The sequence below is a fragment of the Coralliovum pocilloporae genome (assembly GCF_030845175.1).
Taxonomy (GTDB): Bacteria; Pseudomonadota; Alphaproteobacteria; order Rhizobiales; family Cohaesibacteraceae; genus Coralliovum; species Coralliovum pocilloporae.
The window spans coordinates 2,642,279-2,662,175 of the sequence record NZ_CP132542.1 but is presented as its reverse complement, the minus strand read 5'-3'; the positions used below and the strand labels follow the sequence as shown (position 1 = coordinate 2,662,175).

21 protein-coding genes are annotated in these 19,897 nt (G+C 56.4%); 2 read left to right on the top strand and 19 right to left on the bottom strand.

Translation table 11 applies throughout. The annotated features are described in order from the left end of the window. Positions 1 to 108: 108 nt before the first annotated feature. Both RA157_RS12220 and RA157_RS12215 read left to right on the top strand, forming a co-directional pair. Complete coding sequence (locus RA157_RS12220; RefSeq protein WP_350333403.1) at positions 109 to 717, top strand: cytochrome P460 family protein; 609 nt, start codon at positions 109 to 111, stop codon at positions 715 to 717. 56 nt (positions 718 to 773) lie between these two features. Further along, positions 774 to 1,067 carry a hypothetical protein gene (locus RA157_RS12215; RefSeq protein WP_350333402.1) on the top strand — a complete coding sequence of 98 codons (294 nt, stop codon included), beginning with the start codon at positions 774 to 776 and terminating at the stop codon, positions 1,065 to 1,067. Between the two features lie 70 nt (positions 1,068 to 1,137). Here the strand turns inward: RA157_RS12215 and RA157_RS12210 are convergent, their stop codons facing one another. The 19 genes from RA157_RS12210 to RA157_RS12120 all read right to left on the bottom strand — a co-directional run bounded on the left by RA157_RS12210 (position 1,138) and on the right by RA157_RS12120 (position 19,861). Continuing rightward, entirely contained in the window at positions 1,138 to 2,370 is a 1,233-nt protein-coding gene (locus tag RA157_RS12210) for a bifunctional alpha/beta hydrolase/OsmC family protein (RefSeq protein WP_350333401.1), read from the bottom strand. A 95-nt stretch (positions 2,371 to 2,465) separates the two neighbouring features. Next, positions 2,466 to 2,951, bottom strand: a complete 486-nt coding sequence (locus RA157_RS12205; protein WP_350333400.1) for a cytochrome c-type biogenesis protein — start codon at positions 2,949 to 2,951, stop codon at positions 2,466 to 2,468. 24 nt (positions 2,952 to 2,975) lie between these two features. After that, a complete protein-coding gene (locus RA157_RS12200; RefSeq protein WP_350333399.1) occupies positions 2,976 to 4,973 on the bottom strand; it encodes a heme lyase CcmF/NrfE family subunit in 1,998 nt (665 codons plus the stop codon). Positions 4,974 to 4,993: 20 nt separating this feature from the next. After that, complete coding sequence (gene ccmE, locus RA157_RS12195; RefSeq protein ID WP_350333398.1) at positions 4,994 to 5,434, bottom strand: cytochrome c maturation protein CcmE; 441 nt, start codon at positions 5,432 to 5,434, stop codon at positions 4,994 to 4,996. Between the two features lie 22 nt (positions 5,435 to 5,456). Continuing rightward, positions 5,457 to 6,569, bottom strand: coding sequence for a c-type cytochrome biogenesis protein CcmI (ccmI, locus tag RA157_RS12190; protein WP_350333397.1), 1,113 nt, complete (start codon positions 6,567 to 6,569; stop codon positions 5,457 to 5,459). 248 nt (positions 6,570 to 6,817) lie between these two features. Next, positions 6,818 to 8,218 carry a hypothetical protein gene (locus RA157_RS12185; protein ID WP_350333396.1) on the bottom strand — a complete coding sequence of 467 codons (1,401 nt, stop codon included), beginning with the start codon at positions 8,216 to 8,218 and terminating at the stop codon, positions 6,818 to 6,820. 156 nt (positions 8,219 to 8,374) lie between these two features. Continuing rightward, entirely contained in the window at positions 8,375 to 8,854 is a 480-nt protein-coding gene (locus RA157_RS12180) for an RT0821/Lpp0805 family surface protein (protein ID WP_350333395.1), read from the bottom strand. A gap of 385 nt (positions 8,855 to 9,239) precedes the next feature. Then, complete coding sequence (locus tag RA157_RS12175; RefSeq protein ID WP_350333394.1) at positions 9,240 to 10,646, bottom strand: ATP-binding protein; 1,407 nt, start codon at positions 10,644 to 10,646, stop codon at positions 9,240 to 9,242. Positions 10,647 to 10,668: 22 nt separating this feature from the next. Next, positions 10,669 to 11,337 carry a response regulator transcription factor gene (locus tag RA157_RS12170; protein WP_350333393.1) on the bottom strand — a complete coding sequence of 223 codons (669 nt, stop codon included), beginning with the start codon at positions 11,335 to 11,337 and terminating at the stop codon, positions 10,669 to 10,671. Between the two features lie 29 nt (positions 11,338 to 11,366). Then, a complete protein-coding gene (locus RA157_RS12165) occupies positions 11,367 to 11,651 on the bottom strand; it encodes a PepSY domain-containing protein (protein WP_350333392.1) in 285 nt (94 codons plus the stop codon). Positions 11,652 to 12,039: 388 nt separating this feature from the next. Continuing rightward, entirely contained in the window at positions 12,040 to 12,252 is a 213-nt protein-coding gene (locus tag RA157_RS12160; protein ID WP_350333391.1) for a hypothetical protein, read from the bottom strand. Positions 12,253 to 12,295: 43 nt separating this feature from the next. After that, the gene (locus tag RA157_RS12155; protein WP_350333390.1) at positions 12,296 to 16,183 is read right to left on the bottom strand and encodes a baseplate multidomain protein megatron; all 3,888 of its coding nucleotides are present in this window, start codon (positions 16,181 to 16,183) and stop codon (positions 12,296 to 12,298) included. Between the two features lie 3 nt (positions 16,184 to 16,186). Next, the gene (locus RA157_RS12150) at positions 16,187 to 16,630 is read right to left on the bottom strand and encodes an NlpC/P60 family protein (protein WP_434058440.1); all 444 of its coding nucleotides are present in this window, start codon (positions 16,628 to 16,630) and stop codon (positions 16,187 to 16,189) included. Continuing rightward, positions 16,627 to 17,514 carry a phage/gene transfer agent baseplate hub protein gene (locus RA157_RS12145; protein WP_350333389.1) on the bottom strand — a complete coding sequence of 296 codons (888 nt, stop codon included), beginning with the start codon at positions 17,512 to 17,514 and terminating at the stop codon, positions 16,627 to 16,629. Before RA157_RS12145 ends, RA157_RS12150 begins: the two co-directional genes overlap by 4 nt. Continuing rightward, positions 17,511 to 18,158, bottom strand: coding sequence for a phage distal tail protein, Rcc01695 family (locus RA157_RS12140; RefSeq protein ID WP_350333388.1), 648 nt, complete (start codon positions 18,156 to 18,158; stop codon positions 17,511 to 17,513). The genes RA157_RS12145 and RA157_RS12140 overlap by 4 nt, the downstream gene beginning before the upstream one ends. A gap of 141 nt (positions 18,159 to 18,299) precedes the next feature. Beyond that, positions 18,300 to 18,899 carry a phage tail tape measure protein gene (locus RA157_RS12135; protein ID WP_350333387.1) on the bottom strand — a complete coding sequence of 200 codons (600 nt, stop codon included), beginning with the start codon at positions 18,897 to 18,899 and terminating at the stop codon, positions 18,300 to 18,302. Continuing rightward, positions 18,896 to 19,072, bottom strand: a complete 177-nt coding sequence (locus RA157_RS12130) for a phage tail assembly chaperone (RefSeq protein ID WP_350333386.1) — start codon at positions 19,070 to 19,072, stop codon at positions 18,896 to 18,898. The genes RA157_RS12135 and RA157_RS12130 overlap by 4 nt, the downstream gene beginning before the upstream one ends. Continuing rightward, positions 19,072 to 19,446 carry a gene transfer agent family protein gene (locus RA157_RS12125; RefSeq protein WP_350333385.1) on the bottom strand — a complete coding sequence of 125 codons (375 nt, stop codon included), beginning with the start codon at positions 19,444 to 19,446 and terminating at the stop codon, positions 19,072 to 19,074. The genes RA157_RS12130 and RA157_RS12125 overlap by 1 nt, the downstream gene beginning before the upstream one ends. A gap of 4 nt (positions 19,447 to 19,450) precedes the next feature. Further along, positions 19,451 to 19,861 (bottom strand): phage major tail protein, TP901-1 family, encoded by a 411-nt coding sequence (locus tag RA157_RS12120; protein WP_350333384.1) that lies wholly within the window; start codon positions 19,859 to 19,861, stop codon positions 19,451 to 19,453. Positions 19,862 to 19,897 lie beyond the last annotated feature (36 nt).

The following is a 19,897-nucleotide window of genomic DNA, read 5'->3' as shown; positions in this document are numbered from 1 at the left end:
ACGGGACTATCTGCAACAGCTTACGCACGATCCATCAAGGTAAATTTCTGCCGAATACCCCATGTTTAGAAAGCTGTCGGACTCAACTGCACCTAAGGAGACTGATCAATGCGACTACGTTCACTAACGCTTTCTGCCGTTGCAGGACTTGTACTTGCGCTTTCAGCCGGATCACTGACCTATCAGTCAGCAACGGCTGCGGATTCCTATGACTGGAAACCGAAATGGACCGAAGACGGCCAGCTCATTCTGCCGAAGAATTTTCACAAATGGGTTTTCCTCGGTTCTCCGCTGACCCCGCACGCCCTGAATGGCGGCAAGGCCGGTTTCCCTGAATATCACAATGTCTATGTTCAGCCGGAAGCGTTCGACATTTACCGGAAAACCGGAGAATTTCCGGAAGGAACCATCATGCTCAAGGAACTGCAGCTGACGCAGAAGGCCGAGCATGAAGACGGGTCCCGCAACGAGGTATCCGGTCGCGGGTTCTTCCCCGGCGCGCTGAATGGCATCGATATTTCGGTGAAGGATTCAAAACGCTTTGCGAAGACCAACAACTGGGGCTTCTTCAACTTCGGCCACCATGCACCGCCTTATGCCAAAACGGCTGCAGCGGCACCGGCTGAGGCTTGCGCCCAGTGCCATATCGACAATGCCACGAAAGATATGGTGTTCACCAAGTTCTACTCGATCCTCGATTCAAAATCACACCAATAAGTCTCCTTTCAGGATCAGAACTGGCTGCCAGCTAACCGCTGCATTGGAATCGCCGGGTGGCAACCAGTTTTGAGAGGATCGCGTCTTCATTCGGGATCTACAGCGTGCTTCTGAATGGAAACAATCCGCCGGACCAGATTCGGCGGATTTTTTGTTTTGGCAAAACAAAAGAAGAAAAGCCCGCCGGTATGAGGCCGGCGGGCTTTTTCATCATCATGCCTGGTGCTCAACAGGCAGGGTGGAGGACTTCTGGAGATCAGTCCGATCAGGTGGAAGACCCTGATCTGATGAAAGTCATCCTAGCTTTCCAAACATTACAGCCAAATGGCAGCCACATTACAGTTCAGTAATAAAGAGGTATCGGAAGGCCGGTTTTCCAGTGAGACATATCCCCCCTGAGGTAACAGAGGGGCCTGTTTATCAGGATTTCAGCCGCGTAACCACAGCGGCACTGTGTTCCAGTGTTTTGTGCACGGGGCAGCGGTCGGCAATGGACAGCATTTTCTCGCGGGTTGCCTCATCAATATCTCCGGTGATGGAAATGATACGTTCGAAGCGATCAATCTTGCCGCCTTTGCCGCCTTCCATATCGCCACATTCAGCGCAATCCGAGGCGTGGACCTTGGCGTGGTCCACATCAACGGCAATCTTTTTCACCGGCAGTTTCTTGAAGTCCGCATACATGCGCAGGGTCATGGATGTGCAGGCTCCAAGAGCAATTGAGACGAAATCATAGGGCGATGGCCCGGAATCAAGCCCACCCACGTTCTTCGGTTCATCCGCCAGCAGCAGATGACGTCCGGCACGGACATAGTTCTGGAATTTGCCTTCCTGAGTTTCGGAGATATGGACGTCGGTTGTCTCAGGCTCCTGACGCTCATCCTCGGCCTGGGCAATATAGCGGGAGGCCCAGGCGGCGATCATCTCAGCCGCATAGGCAATATCCTCAGCGCGCGACAGCAGATGATCCGCATTATCCAGCGAGACAAAGCTCTTGGGATGTTTGGCGGCTGTGAAGATGTCCCGGGCATTGTCGATGCTCACCGTGTCGTCAATGGGTGAGTGCAGCACCATCAGAGGTTTCTTCATTGTTGCCACACGCTCGGTGACACTCTGTGCCCTGAGATCCTCGACAAAATCCTTGCGAATGGTGAAGGGCCGCCCGGCGAGTGAGACTTCCGCCTCGCCGCTATGCTCAATCTCATCAAGATGGGCAGCGAAGTTATGAATCACATGGTCGGCTTCTGATGGTGCGCCAATTGTAGCAACAGCCCTGGCTTCGGGAATGTCACCAGCGGCTGCCAGTGTGGCCGCACCGCCCAGGGAATGGCCAATCAGAACGGCAGGGGCTTCATAATTCTGGCGTAGATAATCGGCAGCAGCGAGAATATCACCCACATTGGACGTAAAGCTTGTTTCCGCGAAATCACCGCCTGACTGACCAAGGCCTGAGAAATCAAACCGCATCAGTGCGATGCCGCGTTTGGCCAACTCGTCGGCGATTTTCTTTGCAGCCAGAATATCCTTGGTGCAGGTGAAGCAATGAGCAAACAGGGCATAGGCACGAACAGTGCCAGACGGCACATGCAAGCGTGCCGCCAGTGTTTCACCCAATCCACCTTCAAAACTGATGCGCTGAACGATCTCGGCCATGGTGTCCCCCATATGGTCCTGAATTGATAAGGGTCATATAGGTCTGACAGAGCCTGACGGTTATCACAAGAGTTCTCGTTTGCGTGTGGACGGCTCTATTCCCCATCCTTCAACAGGGCATCGAGCCGTTTCTGATCCTCTGCGCTGAGGTTCGCTCCGGTCGCACTCCCGGCAGCAGCGTGCAAATGCCTGCGGCGCATGGTGAGAGCCACGACACCCACGGCAGCCAGCAGCACCAGAGGGCCGCCCAGCCACAGAACCAGCGTATGGGACCCGAAACGTGGCTTCAGCAGAACGAACTCCCCGTAGCGGTCGACCAGATAGGAGATGACCTGATCGTCACTGTCACCCGCCACAAGGCGTTCACGCACCAGAACACGCAGGTCGCGGGCCAGATCGGCATCTGAATCGTCAATAGACTGGTTCTGACAGACGAGGCAACGCAGCTTGGCCGACAGACCGCGGGCCCGTTCTTCCAGCGCCGGGTCATCCAGAACTTCATCAGGATTTACCGCGAAGCCCGGCAGAGCACTGCCGATCAAAAGCGCAAGAGCCAGAAAGGCCGATGTGATCGATCTCATGCGTCTTCCCCTATTCCGTTGGCCCTATTCCGCCGGAGCTGCAGCGGCACCCGCCTTTGCAGCCTTGCGCGCGCGTTTGGGAGCACCAACCCGTAACCGTCTGTCTGTCAATGACAGGAAGCCACCAAAGAACATCACCACAGAACCAATCCAGATATGGGTAATCAGCGGTTTGTAGTAGATCCGGACGGTCATGCTGTTGTCTCCAACCTGATCGCCAAGGCTGACATAAAGCTGACTGCCGCTCCACAGTGTCACGATGGCCGCCTCAGTGGTTGGCATCTGACGGGCAATGTAGACCCGCTTGGACGGTGCCACATCAGCAATGAATTCGCCATTGCGGCTGATGGTGAATTCCGCCTGCAGTTCCTCGAAGTTGGCTTCCTTATGCGGCCGTCCGCCATTGAAGGTATAGGAGTAACCTGACAGTTCCGTCGTCTGGCCCGGCTTCATCACCAGAATGGCTTCAGTCTGGAAGGAGGATGTCATGACGATGCCAAGAACGGCCATACCAAGGCCGAAATGAGCAACCACCATACCCCATGTGGCCCGTGGCAGGCCTTTTACGCGGGACAGACTCGAGGCAAACGGCACCTTACCGAACCGGCCCTTTTCCACCAGTTCCCAGAGAGAGCCGACCATCAGCCAGACGGCCAGGCCGATACCCAGTGACGCCAGAACCGGACCACCTTCAATAATCGTGAAACTTACAAGTCCGGCAGCAATCGTCAGGCCCAGAACTACATAGAGCCTCTGCGTGACACCCGCCAGATCACCACGTTTCCAGGCCAGAAGCTGACCAAACGGGATGGCAATCAGTATCGGCAGGATCAGCGGCCCGAATGTGAGATTAAAGAATGGTGCTCCGACAGAGATTTTCTCGCCAGTGACCGATTCAAGAGCCAGTGGGTAGAGCGTGCCAATCAGAACCGTGGCGCAGGCTGTCGTCAGGAAGAGATTGTTCAGCACCAAGCCGCCTTCACGGCTGATCGGCGCAAAGATGCCACCCTGACGCAGGGTATGTGCCCGTGCTGCAAACAGGGTTAGTGCACCGCCAATGAACATCAGCAGGATCAGCAGGATGAACAATCCGCGCGTGGGATCGGTTGCAAACGTATGAACAGAGGTCAGCACGCCCGACCGCACCAGGAAGGTGCCAAGAAGGCTGAGCGAGAACGTCAGGATCGCCAGCAGAACCGTCCAGATCTTAAGGGCGTCCCGCTTTTCCATAACGATTGCAGAGTGAAGCAGTGCAGTGCCCGCCAGCCATGGCATGAAGGACGAATTCTCGACCGGATCCCAGAACCACCAGCCGCCCCAACCGAGCTCATAATAGGCCCAATAGGAGCCCATGGAGATGCCGACGGTCAGGAACATCCAGGCGGTCAGTGTCCAGGGGCGGACCCAGCGCGCCCAGGCTGCATCCATGCGCCCGTCAATCAGAGCGGCGATGGCAAATGAGAAGGAGATGGAAAAGCCGACATACCCCAGATAGAGCAAGGGCGGATGAATGGCGAGGCCGATATCCTGAAGGATCGGATTGAGATCCTGCCCCTCGATCGGAGCCTCCACAATGCGTGTGAACGGATTGGAGGTGAACAGCACAAACAGCAGGAAGGTCAGGGAAATCCAGCCCTGAACGCCCAGCACATTGGCCTTGAGCGTTGACGGCAGATTGTTGCCGAAGACAGCAACCAGAGCACCAAACAATCCGAGAATCAGCACCCAGAGCAGCATGGAGCCTTCATGGTTGCCCCAGACGCTGGTGTATTTGTAGATCAGCGGCTGCAGACTGTGGGAGTTTTCCCAGACATTCTTGATCGAGAAATCTGAGACCACATAGGCATAGGTAAGAATGCCGAAGGACAGCGCCAGCATGAGGAATACCATGACCGATGACGGCACAGCGACCGCCATCAACTGCGGGTCACGCTTGTAAGCTCCCCAGATAGGCAGGGTGGATTGGATGACGGCACAGGCCAGAGCCAGCACCAGTGCATAATGTCCGAGTTCCGCAATCATGCCGTTGTCCGCCTCTTTCCCTAGCCGTCTTCGCCCTGCCAGACGCCCTGTTCCTTCAAGGCATCGGCGACCTCTTTCGGCACATAATTCTCGTCATGCTTGGCCAGCACGCTGTCGGCGATAAAGATACCGTCTGTGCCAATGGCTCCCTCGGTCACAACGCCCTGCCCTTCCCGGAAAAGGTCCGGCAGAATGCCTGTATAGGTCACGGGCACATCATTGGCTGTATCAGTTACCGTAAAGGTGACCGTTGTTCCCTGGCCACGCTCGAAGGTCCCATCCTTGACCAGCCCGCCAAGGCGGAAACGCTCGCCCGGCTTGACTGAATTCTGTGCCACATCGGTGGGTGAGTTGAAGAAGACGATCTGGTCATTCAGTGCATAAAGCACCAGACCGATAGCGAAGGCGAGTACCGCGCCTGCTCCACCAATCATTGTCAGCCGTCGCTGTTTCCGCGTCATAGCCATTGTCCCGGACCTTTTCTTATTCAGCCAATCCAAGCGCAGAAGCAATCTGCGCAATCTGTTTCAATCCTGCCTCATCACCGGCATAAGCCTCGCGGGCATCCTTGAGTGCCTGCATCGCGCTTTCACGCTGCTCCAGCACCGTATAGGACCGCATCAGCTGCCCCCATTCCTCAACCGAGCCGCCTTCGTCCTGAAGACGTGTGGCAAGGCTTGTGACCATGGAGGCAATCATCTCGTTCTGTTCAGCGGTGACCTGACCCGCAGGTGCCTCACTGGTTCCAGCAGGGGTCTCAGCGGGAGCATTGCCTTCAAGCGCCGAAAGTTCTCGCTGCGCAACAGAGACCCACGGAGCTGCGGGGTCTTTGGCGCTTTCGATAAGCGCTGACCAGGCCGATATTGCTCCATCCTTGTCTCCGGTCTGCTGCTTCTGCATAGCCAGATAAAACCGGGCCTTGACCGTGGATGGTTCAACAGTTACCGCCCGTTCAAAGATGGTTCTGGCTTCCTGGTTCACAGCTCCCCTATCCCGGACCACAATCGCCTCGGCCCAGCTCTCCAGTCTGCTGACCGGCGTCTCACCCAGCAGTGCCACAGATTTCCGGTAGGCGTTGATGGCATCATCCACGCGACCAACCCGCATATAGACAGGTCCTAGGATTTCCCAGCCCTGGCCATCATTCGGATTTTCTTTCAGATGACTTTCCACCCGGGCGATCATTTCCGGAATGGTCTGCTGTTCCAGCGGCTTGTTCAGGCGCGCCTGCAAGGGCTGATCCGGCAGACCCGGCTGACCAATGGACAGATAGGTCGCAAGCGCCACTGCAGGAATCACCACAACAGCAAACAGCGCGGCCCATTGCGTCCGCCCCTGACGCATTATCTTCTGCTCTTCCTGCTGTGTATCAGCAGCGAGAAGACGACGGGCGATTTCCGCTCGTGCTGCATCAGCTTCTTCTTCAGGGAGCACGCCACGTGCCAGATCCCGGTCAATTTCGCGGATCTGGTCCTTGTAGACAGCCACATCCTGCTCATAACCGGTCGCTTCTTCTCCGGTTCGCCGCATCAGCGGCATCAGAACAACCAGCGCTGCCATCGCTGTCATTCCAGCAAAGAGTATCCAAAGAACCATGGTCGGCGTCTTTATCCCGTCATTATCATCACGGACTTGGTTTAGCGAGATACCGATATTGAGACATTGATTAAGCTCAAACGGCAAACGCTTTGTCCGTGTTATCCCGTATCCCGTTCATGCGCAATCAGACAAGCTGTCTCAGCATGGCCAGGTTTCTGTCAAATATAAGGATTTTAGAGCCGTTCTGAACTTGTGATCACCGGGATGTGACCATTTCAGACTGCCATCGGGCGTGACGGATCGTCTCAGCCAGCTGCAGATTGCTTCTGAGCGGCACCGCGCTGACGTCTCAGGAGGTCAGCATAGTCGTCGCCGAAATAGACCGAGCCGAACCGGATACCGGCATCAGTCACCTGCTCACAATAGTGATAGAGTTCACCGTGTGCATCTCGCATCGTGGCCAGAACGCCGTTGAACAGCACTTCGAAAGACTGCTCGACTTCCTTTGTCACCTTGCCCAGGGACTGATTAAGCGCCAGAGAGGATTTGATCCGTTTGGCAATATCGAGCACCGCCATTGCTCTTTCACAATCATCCACCGTATGCTCATCAAACTCCGGGACAGATCCACTTCCGTCCTTCGGCACGCGCAGTGTCCGGCGCATCAGACCGGATATGCTGCTGATCTCCTGATCAATCCAGCCGGAAATCTCATTCCGCAGAACAGAAATGCTCTTGTTCAGCTCACTCGGGCTTTCAAGATCAAGGGTCACGGAAACACGACGCAACATATCGTGATAAGCATTCAGATGTGTTTTGACCGTATCCAGCTTCGGCTGACCGCGGCTGATATCTGTAATTGCTTTCACATGACCTGCAAGATCATAGTGAATGAGTCCAAGCGGCGTCTGGCCCAGCGAGCGCTCAATCTTGCGGACGTCATCACTACCCGCCAGCTTAACCGCGATTTCTGCCAGAAGCGCCTGATTGGAAAGACGGGGAATAAGGCTGGCAAAGGCCCATTCCTGGTCATCAGGCCTCTGATGAATGAAAAGCTGGAGCTTCTTGATAAGGGATTTCTCGCCTCCATCGGTGATCTTCTCGATAACCGGGGGCAAGGACTGGGAGAACCGAGTGATCAAGGGCTCAATGCTGTTGTAGTAGACAATATCATTGAGATCCTGGAAGATTTCTTCACTGCCAAGCTGAGCAGAAAAATGCTGCGTCATCTTCTGGGATGACGAGGCATCAACCAGCGTGTCCGAGAGCTGCCGCATGCAATGAGCACGGAATTTGCCGACAATGTCCGAAACATCGCCATCCGACATTCCGACAACGGCATCCTCATTATCAAGTTGCAGCTCGGAGAATCGAGGGCTGAACATTTCACGATGCAGCCATGACCAGATTGGCGCGAGTGAAGAGCGGCTGATCCGTGCCGGACGTTTCCAGCCCGGAGTCCGGTCGATAACGAAGCTCTCGACACCGCTGAAAAACTCTGCTTCAGGGCGGGCCAGACGCCGGGCCCGCTCTTCCGGAGAAAGGGTAATCCGCTGGACCGCTTCCATGACGAGTTCAAGTGCCGCATCCATATCCCCATTCGCACGGGCGGTTTCGATGCTGCGTGCAAGCATCTGTATCGCGCCTGGCCCCAGGCTCGTCAAATATGCACTGATCTTGTCTACCAGCTCGGCGCGCGAACTCATTTATAACTCCAGACGTGCCGCGTCCCATAACAAACACGTCCGAATAAAATCGCCAAAAAAGGTATATTTTTTAATAATCAGTCTCACAAAGACAAACCGGGCGGATCTGTTGATCCGCCCGGTCGAAAATCATCCGGTCCACAGACTGGACAGATACTAGCTCACGGTGCGCCAGGTGCCATCTGCTTCACGGCATGCTGTGCCGCGAGCCGTCTCTGGCTGACCATCGATATAGACCGTGTGCGTGTAGTCACGGCACTGGCGGTTGTTGACCGTATAGGCCTTCTGCGGCACCACGCGACCGCTGTGACCGGAATCAGGATTACGCCATTCTACAGGCGCTCCGGAACGGCCACGTTCAAGAGCTGAGTACTGGGCGTTGTAAGCCAGCTGCTGGTCACGTTCGTCAAGCGCACGACCGATTTCAGAGCCGATCAGGCCGCCGATAACAGCACCTGCTGCCGTTGCCACAACATTGCCTGAGCCTTTACCGAACTGATTGCCGATGACGCCGCCGGCAATGGCGCCTGCCACGGTTCCGATACCCTGTTTCGGGCCGGTATTGGAACAGCCCACAACAGACAGACCGATCAATGTAACGGCCAGAACTTTTGCTGAAGTGTGTAGAGTGATCATGATGATCTTCCTATCGGTTCAAACGGGCCGACTCATGGATCATGATAGCCCCCAAAAATCTCTAATATGTGTTTCTGTTGCCTTTGAAGTACGTCGAAATCAAGGCATTTTCCCGCTTTCTAGGGTCAAGACTCATTGCTCACGTCCATTCTGCGATGGTCATTTTTTCGTCCGGCACGGCGGAGGTCCGTAGGAAACCTTCCGGTTTTCAAGGATCTCCAACAAAGCCGGGCGCTAAAATGACCCCGCCCTTTGGGTTCATCAGGAAAGCTCAGCCTGACCACAAACAACAGCTTGAATAGGATCCACCTGTCCTGCGCTCTTGTTTGCGCCCATTCTGCCCTTCCCTGATGAACAGAATGGGCATGAGCAATGAGTCTTGACCCTAGTGTTCTCTCACAGGAGACGGGACAACAAGCTCAACACGAAGACCGCCAAGGGTCGACCGTGTCAGACGCAGTGTTCCTCCATATAATTCCGCTAATTCGTTAACAATATTCAGCCCGAGGCCTGATCCCGGCTTGGTTTCGTCAAACCGGCGCCCCCGCCGCATGGCTTCCTTGCACTGATCCTCTGTCAGCCCTGGGCCGTTATCATCAATACAGATATGCAGAAATGCCCGCTGTCGGTCCGGGTCCGGTGCATACGTGAAGGAGATCTGCACTTCGCCATCTGAATATTTGCAGGCATTATCGATGAGATTGCCCAGCATTTCCTCAAGATCCTGCTGTTCACCCCTGAATCTCAGACCTTCAATCGGCCCCAGCTCGATACGGATGCCCCGTGCTTCGTAGATGCGGCGCATGGCACGAACAAGCCGGTCAACGACAAAAGCGACATCGGTGACAGAGGTAATGGTGTTGACCCGGGCGGCCATACGGGCACGATCCAGATAGGTCTGCACCTGGCCGCGCATCAGATCAGCCTGTTCGGAAATTTTATCGGCAAAGTCCGTTTCGCTGCGCCGAGCCTCATTGGTAATCACACTGAGAGGCGTTTTGAGAGCGTGGGCCAGATTGCCCACATGGGTGCGTGCCCGCTCTATCACTTCGTTGACGGACTTGATCAGCTCGTTCAACTCCAGCACAAGAGGCTCAATCTCGGTTGGGAAACTGCCGTCCAGCCTGTCTGCATCACCCTGCCTGATCCGCGTCAGGCCTGCACGGATATCGTCCAGCGGTCGCAATCCGATCCGGACCAGAAGATAAGTCGTCATCAACAGCCCCAGACCAAAGGCCGCCAGGGTGAGAACGGTGGATGCCTCAAAGCGACCGATTTCCGCCTGCAATTCATCAAAATCACCCGAAACAGCAATCGTGTAGACCTTGTCTCCGATGGTGATATCGCGTTCCAGAATCCTCAGAAACTTGCCGTCAGGGCCCACGCCATAAGCTTTTCTATAGCCTGTATCATCAGCCTCGACACCGTCATCACTGGGCAGGTTAAACGTCTCGCCGAAAATAGAATCGGATGTGAGCAGAACCGTAGCTGATGCCTTGTCGCGGATAATCCAGTACCAGCCGGACAGGGGCAGATCGAACTGCGCGTCTCCCAGACTGACAATGGCGGTCTCGAACCCTCCGGTCTCAACAATCTGGGACGTCTCACCGATGAGCAGGGACAGATGATTATCGAGTCTCTGGTCGAACCCGCTTTCAACCGATGCTCTGTGCAGACTGGTCAGAATGAACGCCGCACCGGCAAGCGCCAGAAGACTCCAGATCGCACCTGTCAGGAACAGGCGCGCTGCAAGAGATTTCGGTTTTGGCAGCCGTTTGAACAGAGACGTCATCGCCCTTGGTGCTTCCCGGGTCTCAGCCGTCTTCCGGGTCTGACAGGCAATATCCGAGCCCCCGGACCGTGCGGATAATGTCTGACTTCAGTTTTTTGCGCAGGCGGCCGACAAAAACCTCGATCGTGTTGGAATCCCGATCAAAATCCTGATCGTAGAGATGTTCCACAAGTTCGGTTCTTGAGACCACGCGCCCCTTGTGATGCATTAGATAGGCAAGCAGCCGGTACTCATGGGAGGTGAGCTTGATGAGCATGCCATCTTCAGTGGCCCGGCCCGCTCTTGTATCGAGACGGACGCCGCCAACCTCAATCTCGTTTGATGCAAGACCGGCAGAGCGACGCACGAGCGCCCGCAGGCGCGCCAGGATCTCTTCCATATGGAAGGGCTTGGCCACATAGTCATCGGCACCGGCATCGATCCCGGCGACCTTGTCGCTCCAGCGGTCCCGAGCTGTCAGCAGCAGAACCGGCATGGTATGCCCATCCCTGCGCCATTGCTCCAGAACACTGATGCCGTCCATTCCAGGCAGGCCAATATCCAGAATCACAGCATCATAAGGCTCTGTATCACCCAGAAAATGCCCCTCTTCACCGTCGAGAGCGGTGTCAACGGCGTAATCGGCATCCTTCAGTGCCTCAACCAGCTGCCTGTTCAGATCCGGGTCGTCTTCAACCACCAGTAAACGCATCCAAACCCCCTCAAATCCCTCTTTACCAGTTAACGCAAGCTACCGTTACGGGCATCGACCCGCAACCGACTGACCTTGCCTGACCGTGTCAGAACCGTCAGCACATAAACAAGTCCTCCACCAGCTGCACACAATTCAGCCTTGACCACTTTCCCGCGGACCTTGCCACGCAGGCTGCGCTTGATCTTGGAAAACGGTAAGGCCTGGCCGGAAGAGATGAGCTGTCGCACCTTGGCCTGTGACAGGCATGGCGCAGCAGATACCGTCTCCGTGGCCGTCGTGACGGCAAACAAAGAGAGGGCAACGACTGCCAATGTGCAACGCAGTGAAATCATGGGGGAAGATATAGGGGGAGGAGTCTGAACGCGGCATGAACATTGCGGTCATGAAAACCGCGCAACCACGCACATAAATATGAGAAAAATAGTCAATGATCGTATATAGTTGACAGACTGTTTACAATTAGTAAAAACTCCGCACCATTGTGAGGCGCGAAGCTGCTTGCTCTGCTGGCAAATGACGTAGCGTTACACAGGCGTTCTGCAGGCACCAGATCTTTAACCTGACTTAGCGGCGGTGCCTGGAGAATTTGTTTCTGCGCGAACTTTTATCCGAAAAGTCTATCAACTTTTCAGAAGCACGCCTTAGGTGCGCGAGCTTTTATCCGAAAAGTCTATCAACTTTTCAGAAGCACGCTGTAGATCAGCGAACCGGCTGTTCGGCCCGCAAACGCCCGAGGATCGAAAAGATACCACCACCGACAGCCGTCAGCTGAAAGAGGGAATCGGCCAGAATGGCCTGCGTCGTGTCAGGCACAGTCACATCAGCCAGTGCGGCAACAGAGGCACCGATACTGACAACTGCCCCCCAGATGGTTCGTGACTGATACCAGGGTTTGCTAAAATCCTGTTTCATAGTTTCTCCTCATACAGGCTTGGGACTGGTGAAATGTTGAGAATTAAAGTGCCAATGTTTCGGTGGCCGGTGCGCCCTGGCCCGCAACCGCGCTGATCTGACTGATCCTCAGGGTGATCCGGGTGGCATCAACGCCCAGTTCTGCGCGCCACTCCGCGCTCTGATAGCGATAAGCTGGCTGACCGAGTGTTTCTGTCCTGACAACTGTTCCAGCGCTCAGGATTTCCAGAAGATAGCTTTCCTTGTCTTCAGCCAGAGGAATGTCAGCCAGCGCCCAGTTATCTGCGGAAACACGCCCTCTTCTGACCCAGCGGATATCGATATGCCCGTCCGCTGTGAGAGCTGCATTGATATGCACAGGGCTGAGGGGCAGCAGAGCTCTGGCGGAGGCAGCGTGGCTGACTTCGACCGTCGTTGGATAAGACAGGCTACGCCCTGGCAGACTGACCCGATATCGGCGGGCCTGCTCAACAAAGGCCGGGTCGGTTTCAAGCGGCACCAGAGCCCGGTCGAGCAGGACAACCCTCTTCCCGGAGCTGCTGCCCGCTCTCATTGCGTCTTCTGTACCCAATTGCGCCCGCAGCAACCCTGACAAACGCCAGAGCCTGTCACCAACCATCTGCGCTGAACGAAACTGCAGAACTTCCCAACCGCCATTGTCGGTTTCCACGGCAAGCGCATTTCCGCCATTCAGGACTGCATCATCAGACAGCCCCTGCACCAGACCGCCGAAAATCCGCACATCAAGCTGATTGCCTTCATCCCAGACACCGACAGGCCCGGTGTGCAAGTCTGTTTCAAGGTGTCCCATGACGGCGCGCTGCTCGAGGGCTGTCACGGGCGAGAAGCCGCTGTTCCCGTCGGCGCGACTGACCAGAAGTCTGCCAGGCCAGGGTTCAGCGAAACCCGCTATGTAAGAAAGGGTCGTGTCATTTCTGCCGGGCAGGACCGGCAGGCTGAGAACAACCACCTCCGGTCTGCCGAAACGTGCCTGACGACCGACCTTCCCAAAGGCAGCGCGATTAGGCGTTCTGGGTCTTGGTACATCAAGGCGGCGGGCTTCGATCCGGCGCAGCCCTGCATCCTCCAGATTGGTGATCATCAGCGGGATGGTTCGGTCACCATCAATCCAGTCGGCAACATCGCCAGGTTCCAGAGCAAGTGCGCTTGGTGGCAGGGTGAAGCGAACCGTCTCCCGCGCTGTCCAGATGTCCGACAGCGCCTGTTCTGCAACAGGCTGCATGACATTGCGCGTGGCAATCACCGGCAGATTTACAGTCTGGGTTCGCTGACTGCTGATCATATTTTGTACTGCGCTTACGCTGGCGGTCTGATGATCTTCCAGACTCTCCGCAAAGCCGATGGTCAGCCGGGCAGGCAGCTCGGTTTCCTGTGCACGACGCACATCAACCAGTGCCCCCTCGCCCTCCTCAACCAACCGATCCGGACCGACGATCATATCGGCTCGCCTGCGCCGTGGTCGGCAACGGATGATGCCGTTGCTATCCGTCAGAACAAAGCCAAACAGATCTTGAAGCGCTTCAAGCGTGCTCCGCGCCGACAGGGGGCGATCAACAGCATAGCCGTCGACTATTCCGTCAATCTCGCCGATATCGATATCCGACAGGCCGTGATCCTGAAGCACATCCTCAATCAGACGACGCAGGGATATACCGCCGAGGCGCCCGTTCAGCCAATGGCCCGTTTCCCAGTTTGGCCCGTCAGCCCAGATATCCTGTGCAACGGGAAAGGCCGGAAAGGGTCTGGCATCCCAGGTCCAGAGAAAGCAGGCATCCAGATCAATCATCTGGCGCGATGTCTCCGGTGAAACAGGGTTGTTGGCCTCATCGCCCCACCAGGTCAGAGATGCTTCAAGCGCGCGCCGCTGAATAAGATCATCCCGCGCACCAGAGGAGAAATACGGTCTGCGGCTTTCCGATGACTTGGGGTCGGGGAAGACATTCGGCTGATTGCCCCCCTTGTCAACAGCCGGCACCCCCAACTCCGTAAACCAGATGGGTTTTGATCGCGGTTGCCAGGCTGTCGGCTGGGCCACTTCAACACCGGAAATCCGGTTCACATGCGGCTGGGACCACCAGTTGACCAGATCCTTGTAGCGAAACACCCACGGTTTTCCATAGGCACCATCACTTATCAATGTTCGCGTCTGGCTGTGGCGGTCCGAAGAACCGGCATAGAACCAGTCATACCCCTCACCACCGGTAATCTGTGACTGAATGTAGGCTGTTTCTGCCGGAGAGTCGGCTCTATCCAGATCCAGATGAGAAGACCCGTCCCGCCAGTCGCCCAGGGGCATGTAATTGTCGATGGCAATGATATCGACAGCGGGACTTGCCCAAAGCGGATCAAGGTTGAACAGAACATCACCGGAGCCATCCTGCGGCTGATGGCCAAAATACTCGGACCAGTCCGCAGCATAGGATACCTTCGTACCGCTTCCGAGCATGCCCTTCACATCAGAAGCCAAACTGACCAGCCCGGTGACAAAGGGATAATCGCTGCGGGATGACCGGATAGAGGTCATACCCCGCATTTCGCTGCCGATCAGAAACCCGTCCACGCCACCGGCTGTCTCTGCCAGTCTGGCATAGTGCAGGATCATCCGACGATATGACCACTCAACCGGCCCGGAATAGACCACACGATCACCAGCACTGCCGAAATGGGATGGCTGGGCTGTCCCCAGAAAGGCCTGGACCTGAGCTGATGCACTTGCAGTCTGGTCGGGCGTTCCGGCCTCTCCTGGAGCTGGAGAACAGGTAATCCGACCACGCCACGGGAAAACGGGCTGGCCAGTTGCTCCCGTATAGGGATCAGGGCGGTCATTACCCTGCGGGATATCCATCAGAATGAACGGATATAGAGTGACTTTCAGCCCACGCGCCTTCAGATCCCTGATAGCGCGGATAACCCCGCCGTCGCTGGGCGTTCCGCCAAAGGCCGGGCGTCCCGACACTGTTGAAACCAGCGTAGCCGTCGCACGCCCAAGGCCCGACACCTGCCATTGGTCACCACTTGTCTGCTTATCGGGATGGTCAACCTTGGGCTCGAGAGTACACGCCTCGCACCGGAGGTCCGAGCCAAACCAAGCGATCACAAGGCTGACATGCTGCAGATTGGGGCAATTGGCCTGAAGCTGATCTATGGAAACGTCCCAGTCGGTCTTATGGGACTGGGTATGCCGGTTATCCGTATCAGATGCCCCGGGGCGGAAAATGGTCGTAACCAGCCGGGGATCGTAGCCGAACTCTGTGGAACCGGGAATGACCGTCATGGCCCTGATCTGTTGCTCAAGCGGCTCCCGGGACCGCACCACCTCAAAGGTCAGATTAGGCAGACGATTACCGAATTCCTCAAGCGGCAGCCGCTCGAACACCACATAGGCAAGCCCGCGATAGGCCGGGGTATTCTCCATACCCTCCTTGGCGACAATCAGACTGTCCGGCTGCTGGTCTTCAGTGCCCCGATAGATGCGATAGGTAAGGTCGGTCAGATCCAGCAGACGGCCATCCGCCCATATGCGCTCCAGCCGTGTGATTTCCCCCTCGCATAGACCAACAGCAAAGTTTGCGAAATAGGAGTAAGAAGTTACAGAAGCCGATGCACCTCCACCGCCCTTACCTCCTGTATTCTCTACAGAAACGCTTTCTTCAAACCGGGTTGCCCAGATAACCTGACCTGCCAGGCGGGTTCTGCCATAGACCCTTGGAATGGGCCTGCCGTCGGTTGATGTCTGAACCTCCAACGATTGCAGGCGCGGTCCTTCAACCCGTTGCGGGTCATTGAACAGCACGGCATCAACCGCACTTCCAGCGATTGCACCGACGGTCTGGCCTATCAGGGCACCGATATTGCCTGCGAGAGCGGAGCCGAGAACCGAACCGGCGGTCTGAAGAACAAGGCTCGCCATGGACTAGACCTTTCTGAGATGAGGGAACCGGAAAGCATGACTGATGCGTCGTCGCCACCAGCCGGTCAGCGGCACTTCCGAAACAACCGCTCCACTTTGCGCATGAATGAAATGATCGGTGCGGCTCAACAGACCAACATGTTTCGCGGGACAGTGAGGCTGCCAGCGAAACAGGATCAAATCTCCAGCCTCAGCGACATCAGTAGAGATGGGCAACAGGTGACGATGACCAGCCTCAGCAAGAGTTTCTTCTCCATTGGCTTCAGCCCAGTCCGGCGTATAGGCGGGAAGGCTCTCGGGCTCTGTGCCATAGAGAAACCGCCAGAGCCCGCGCACGAGGCCAAGGCAGTCACATCCCACACCCTTCAGAGAGGCCTGATGACGATAGGGTGTGCCAATCCAGCTTCTGGCCTCGGCAATAAGATCTTCGGGTGTAGTGGGCATCATGACAGGCTCCCGCCATCATTCCGGTCCCGGCCAGAGGCATAACCGAAGACAAAATCATTACCGGGAATCTGCGGAAAACCCCGATAGTTCAGAAGGTTGGAAAACTTGGACCGACAAGTTGCCAGTGTGTTGTCGCATCCGGCAAAGACCTTCACCCGGTCCCCGACCTGCCAGGGCATGACCGGGCCCTGCCAGAGACTGAGGCGCGTGCGCCCCTCTTCCCGGGCATGAAAGCTGACGGCTCGCCGTTGCCCGTCATTAGCGCCATCAATGAAGTGTATGCTGCCACGTGAGAACCAGCCATCGTCATAGGCATCAAGCCCGGATAGTTCCGCATTCAGATCATCAATCACGCGAGAGACAGTCGCTTCAGATGCATAGACGGGTGTATCCAGCATGACGCCGCAACGCCCGTCTCCGACAATGGCATCACAGGCTTTCGTAAACCGTCGCCCCTGCACCTGATCAAGGTGCTGCATAGCCCCCCGGATTTCAGCACGAAACCCATGGTCGCTGCGGATCACGTCGCCCAGATTGCCAACGCGGAGCCGTAGCCGACTGTCCGTATCCATCCAGTCCACCAGAAACTGTTCGATGCGGGCATTGTCGAACAAGCCTGCTGCCAGATCTCCATCACTCAGGCGGTCGGAGTCAATTGCGCCCAGAATCTCAAGCCCGGATACCCCGAACCCGACTGAACTGCTTGCCTCACTGGCCTCAAACCCTGCAACAGGTTCAAAGGACTGACCATCAAAGGACAGAGACCGGTCATGATCTGTAAAGCCAAATGTGACGCCATCCACCCGCTCCAGACGCCAGCAATGGCAGAGCGTTGTGCATCCTGTCGCGAGTGATGCTTTCAGACTGTCGGGCAAGGTTCTCATAGCCGCACCTCCACCAGCGGGATGGCTGGAACATCACCGGCATTGAAGGCGGCCAGATTGATTTCGAGACGATCCGCATCAAACCGCACAGGAACATCAAACTCATATCCTGCTGTAACAACCTGACCAGCTGCGGGAACGGCGCTCTCGGCAAACAGGATTTCTCCCTTGCCAGCGTCAATCGTCACATCGGACGTTACGGTCTGCCCATCCACTGCGACGACGACAGTTCCCGCCACCGGCTTGGTTATCTGTCGCACGTAAGCGGAACTGCCAGTGCCATAGGTTTTCGTGAGCTGGAAAAGACGGGTGGACCCATCACCGGTACCAAGGACCTGATCGGTGATGGATATGGTTTCGCCTGGCCGACAGCTCTTGTGATCCAGCGGGTCGCGAAAACGGAAGGCATGGAGACGCCCTCGTCTGGCCTCGAAGAAGTCGAGCACCATATGCAGGTCATCCAGTGTCTGGACCGCAAGCCCTGCATCATAACGACGGCGCGAATCGGCCCAGCGACTGTTTCGCTCCTCATGGCCAGAGGCCAATGTTATGACTTCCGTACGCCGTTCCGGCCCTCCAGATGAGCCAAAAGCAAGCGAAATCGGGAACCGGACATTGTGAAATCCGGAAGAACTGTCAGTCATTGTCTGTCTCTTTCGGGAAACTTGATCCAGGTCAAGGTTGTGCAGCATCAGGTCTGGGTAGGATCGGTTTCAGCATCCAATCGGGTCCGGCAGACCGGTAGGATGTTTTGCCGTCCGTCCCCTCCTCATAGGGCGGCATGTTTAAAGCCCGCGTCGTCCTCTACCGACGGCGCGGGCCAACATTGCCGTCACCTGTGCTTCAGATCGCCTGAAACTGGCTGCATCGCTGGTGGTTACATTCATCACAACGGAAAGCGGCTTAGAGCCTGTCTCAGACCGGACGCCCAATCTGCCATCCGGCCCCCGGGACAGGGGCAGGATAGCTTCCGGCCCGGCCTCACCGGCGAGCCCCACACCACCCGCAAGCGGGAAAAAGGCCGGAGCCGACAAAACACCCCCCTTTGCAAACGGGCGTACCCGTCCACTGTCAATCACACCGCCCCGGGCGAAAGGCAGAACCGACCCTGTCAGATTGCCAAAACTCCCGGTCAAGGCCTGTGTGAGGCCCTGCGTCACCGGTGCAAGAGCCTGTTTCAGGGCAAGTGACGAGATCGACAGTGCCAGTTGTTTCAACACCTGATCGAAACTGCGGCCACCCGAGATGGCCGAATTGAAAGCCCGTTCAATAGAAGACTGGAACTGACTTGCAGCGCGTCGCATGCGGTCGGTCGCATCCTGCACATTCCGGTCATCTACATTGATCGTCAGATCCATGGTCCGGTCATCATCAGATTGGTTCATGATTGGATCGCTTCTTCCTGCTGGTCGGGAAACTGTCTCATCAGTGCGTCAAGCGTACTTCTGGCAGGCGCGTCCCCCCTGCCCGGCAAGCGAAACGCTGCGGCAACTTCTCTGGGTGTGAGAGCCCAGAACTCATCGGTGGACAGATGGGCCATGCCAAAGCCCCAGTGCATCAGGTCATCCCAGGGGAAGGACGAGCGGGGTCTGGCTCCCCCGGCGTTGCGCCGGATGGTTCCTCCCCTTCGCCGAACGTTGCAACAAGAAGCTCTGAGACGAGGCGTGCGCATCCCGCGACACCACCTTCAAATGCCATCGCGGCCACGTCATCATCCGTTACCGGATGCCCCGCACCACGCAGTCCGGCTGCCAGAATTCGGGTGCAATCCAGCGCACTGAGGCGTCCTCCTTCAAAGCGCTCTGCAAGGGCGCTGAGGTCACCGACACCAAAGGCCGTCTCAAGCTCTGCCAGAGCCCCGAGCGTCAGACAGAGACGTTTTCGCTCCCCGTCGATGACTGCATCAACTTCGCCACGTCTGCTGTTTGCCATCCGATCAGACCTCCGCAGAGGTGATCACGCCTGCTGATTCAAGCGTCAGTTCATAGAGGACTTCCCGGTCGTGCTCGCCGGAAAACTGCAGAGATGTCAGCTGAAACAGACCGGACAGAACGACAAAATCAGGAATGACAATCTGCCAGGTTCTGATTGTGCCATCAAAAAACAGCTGACGGATCAGGGCATCAGAGCTCGCATCCTTGAAGATACCGGTGCCCGAGACAGCAGCCCGCCGCGTCCCTGCACCGGCAAGCAGTTCGCGCCAGCGCCCGGCTGAATCTGAATCCGTTGTATCAACCGGCTCTGTATTGAGAATGATCTGTCGGGACCTGAGACCTGCCACAGTGACAGGCTGGTTCTGGTCATTCATCACTTTCAAAAGAAGGTCTTTGCCGCGTTGTGCGGTCATGGCATTGCTCCATTCTGAAAAACTGTTCGAAGATTC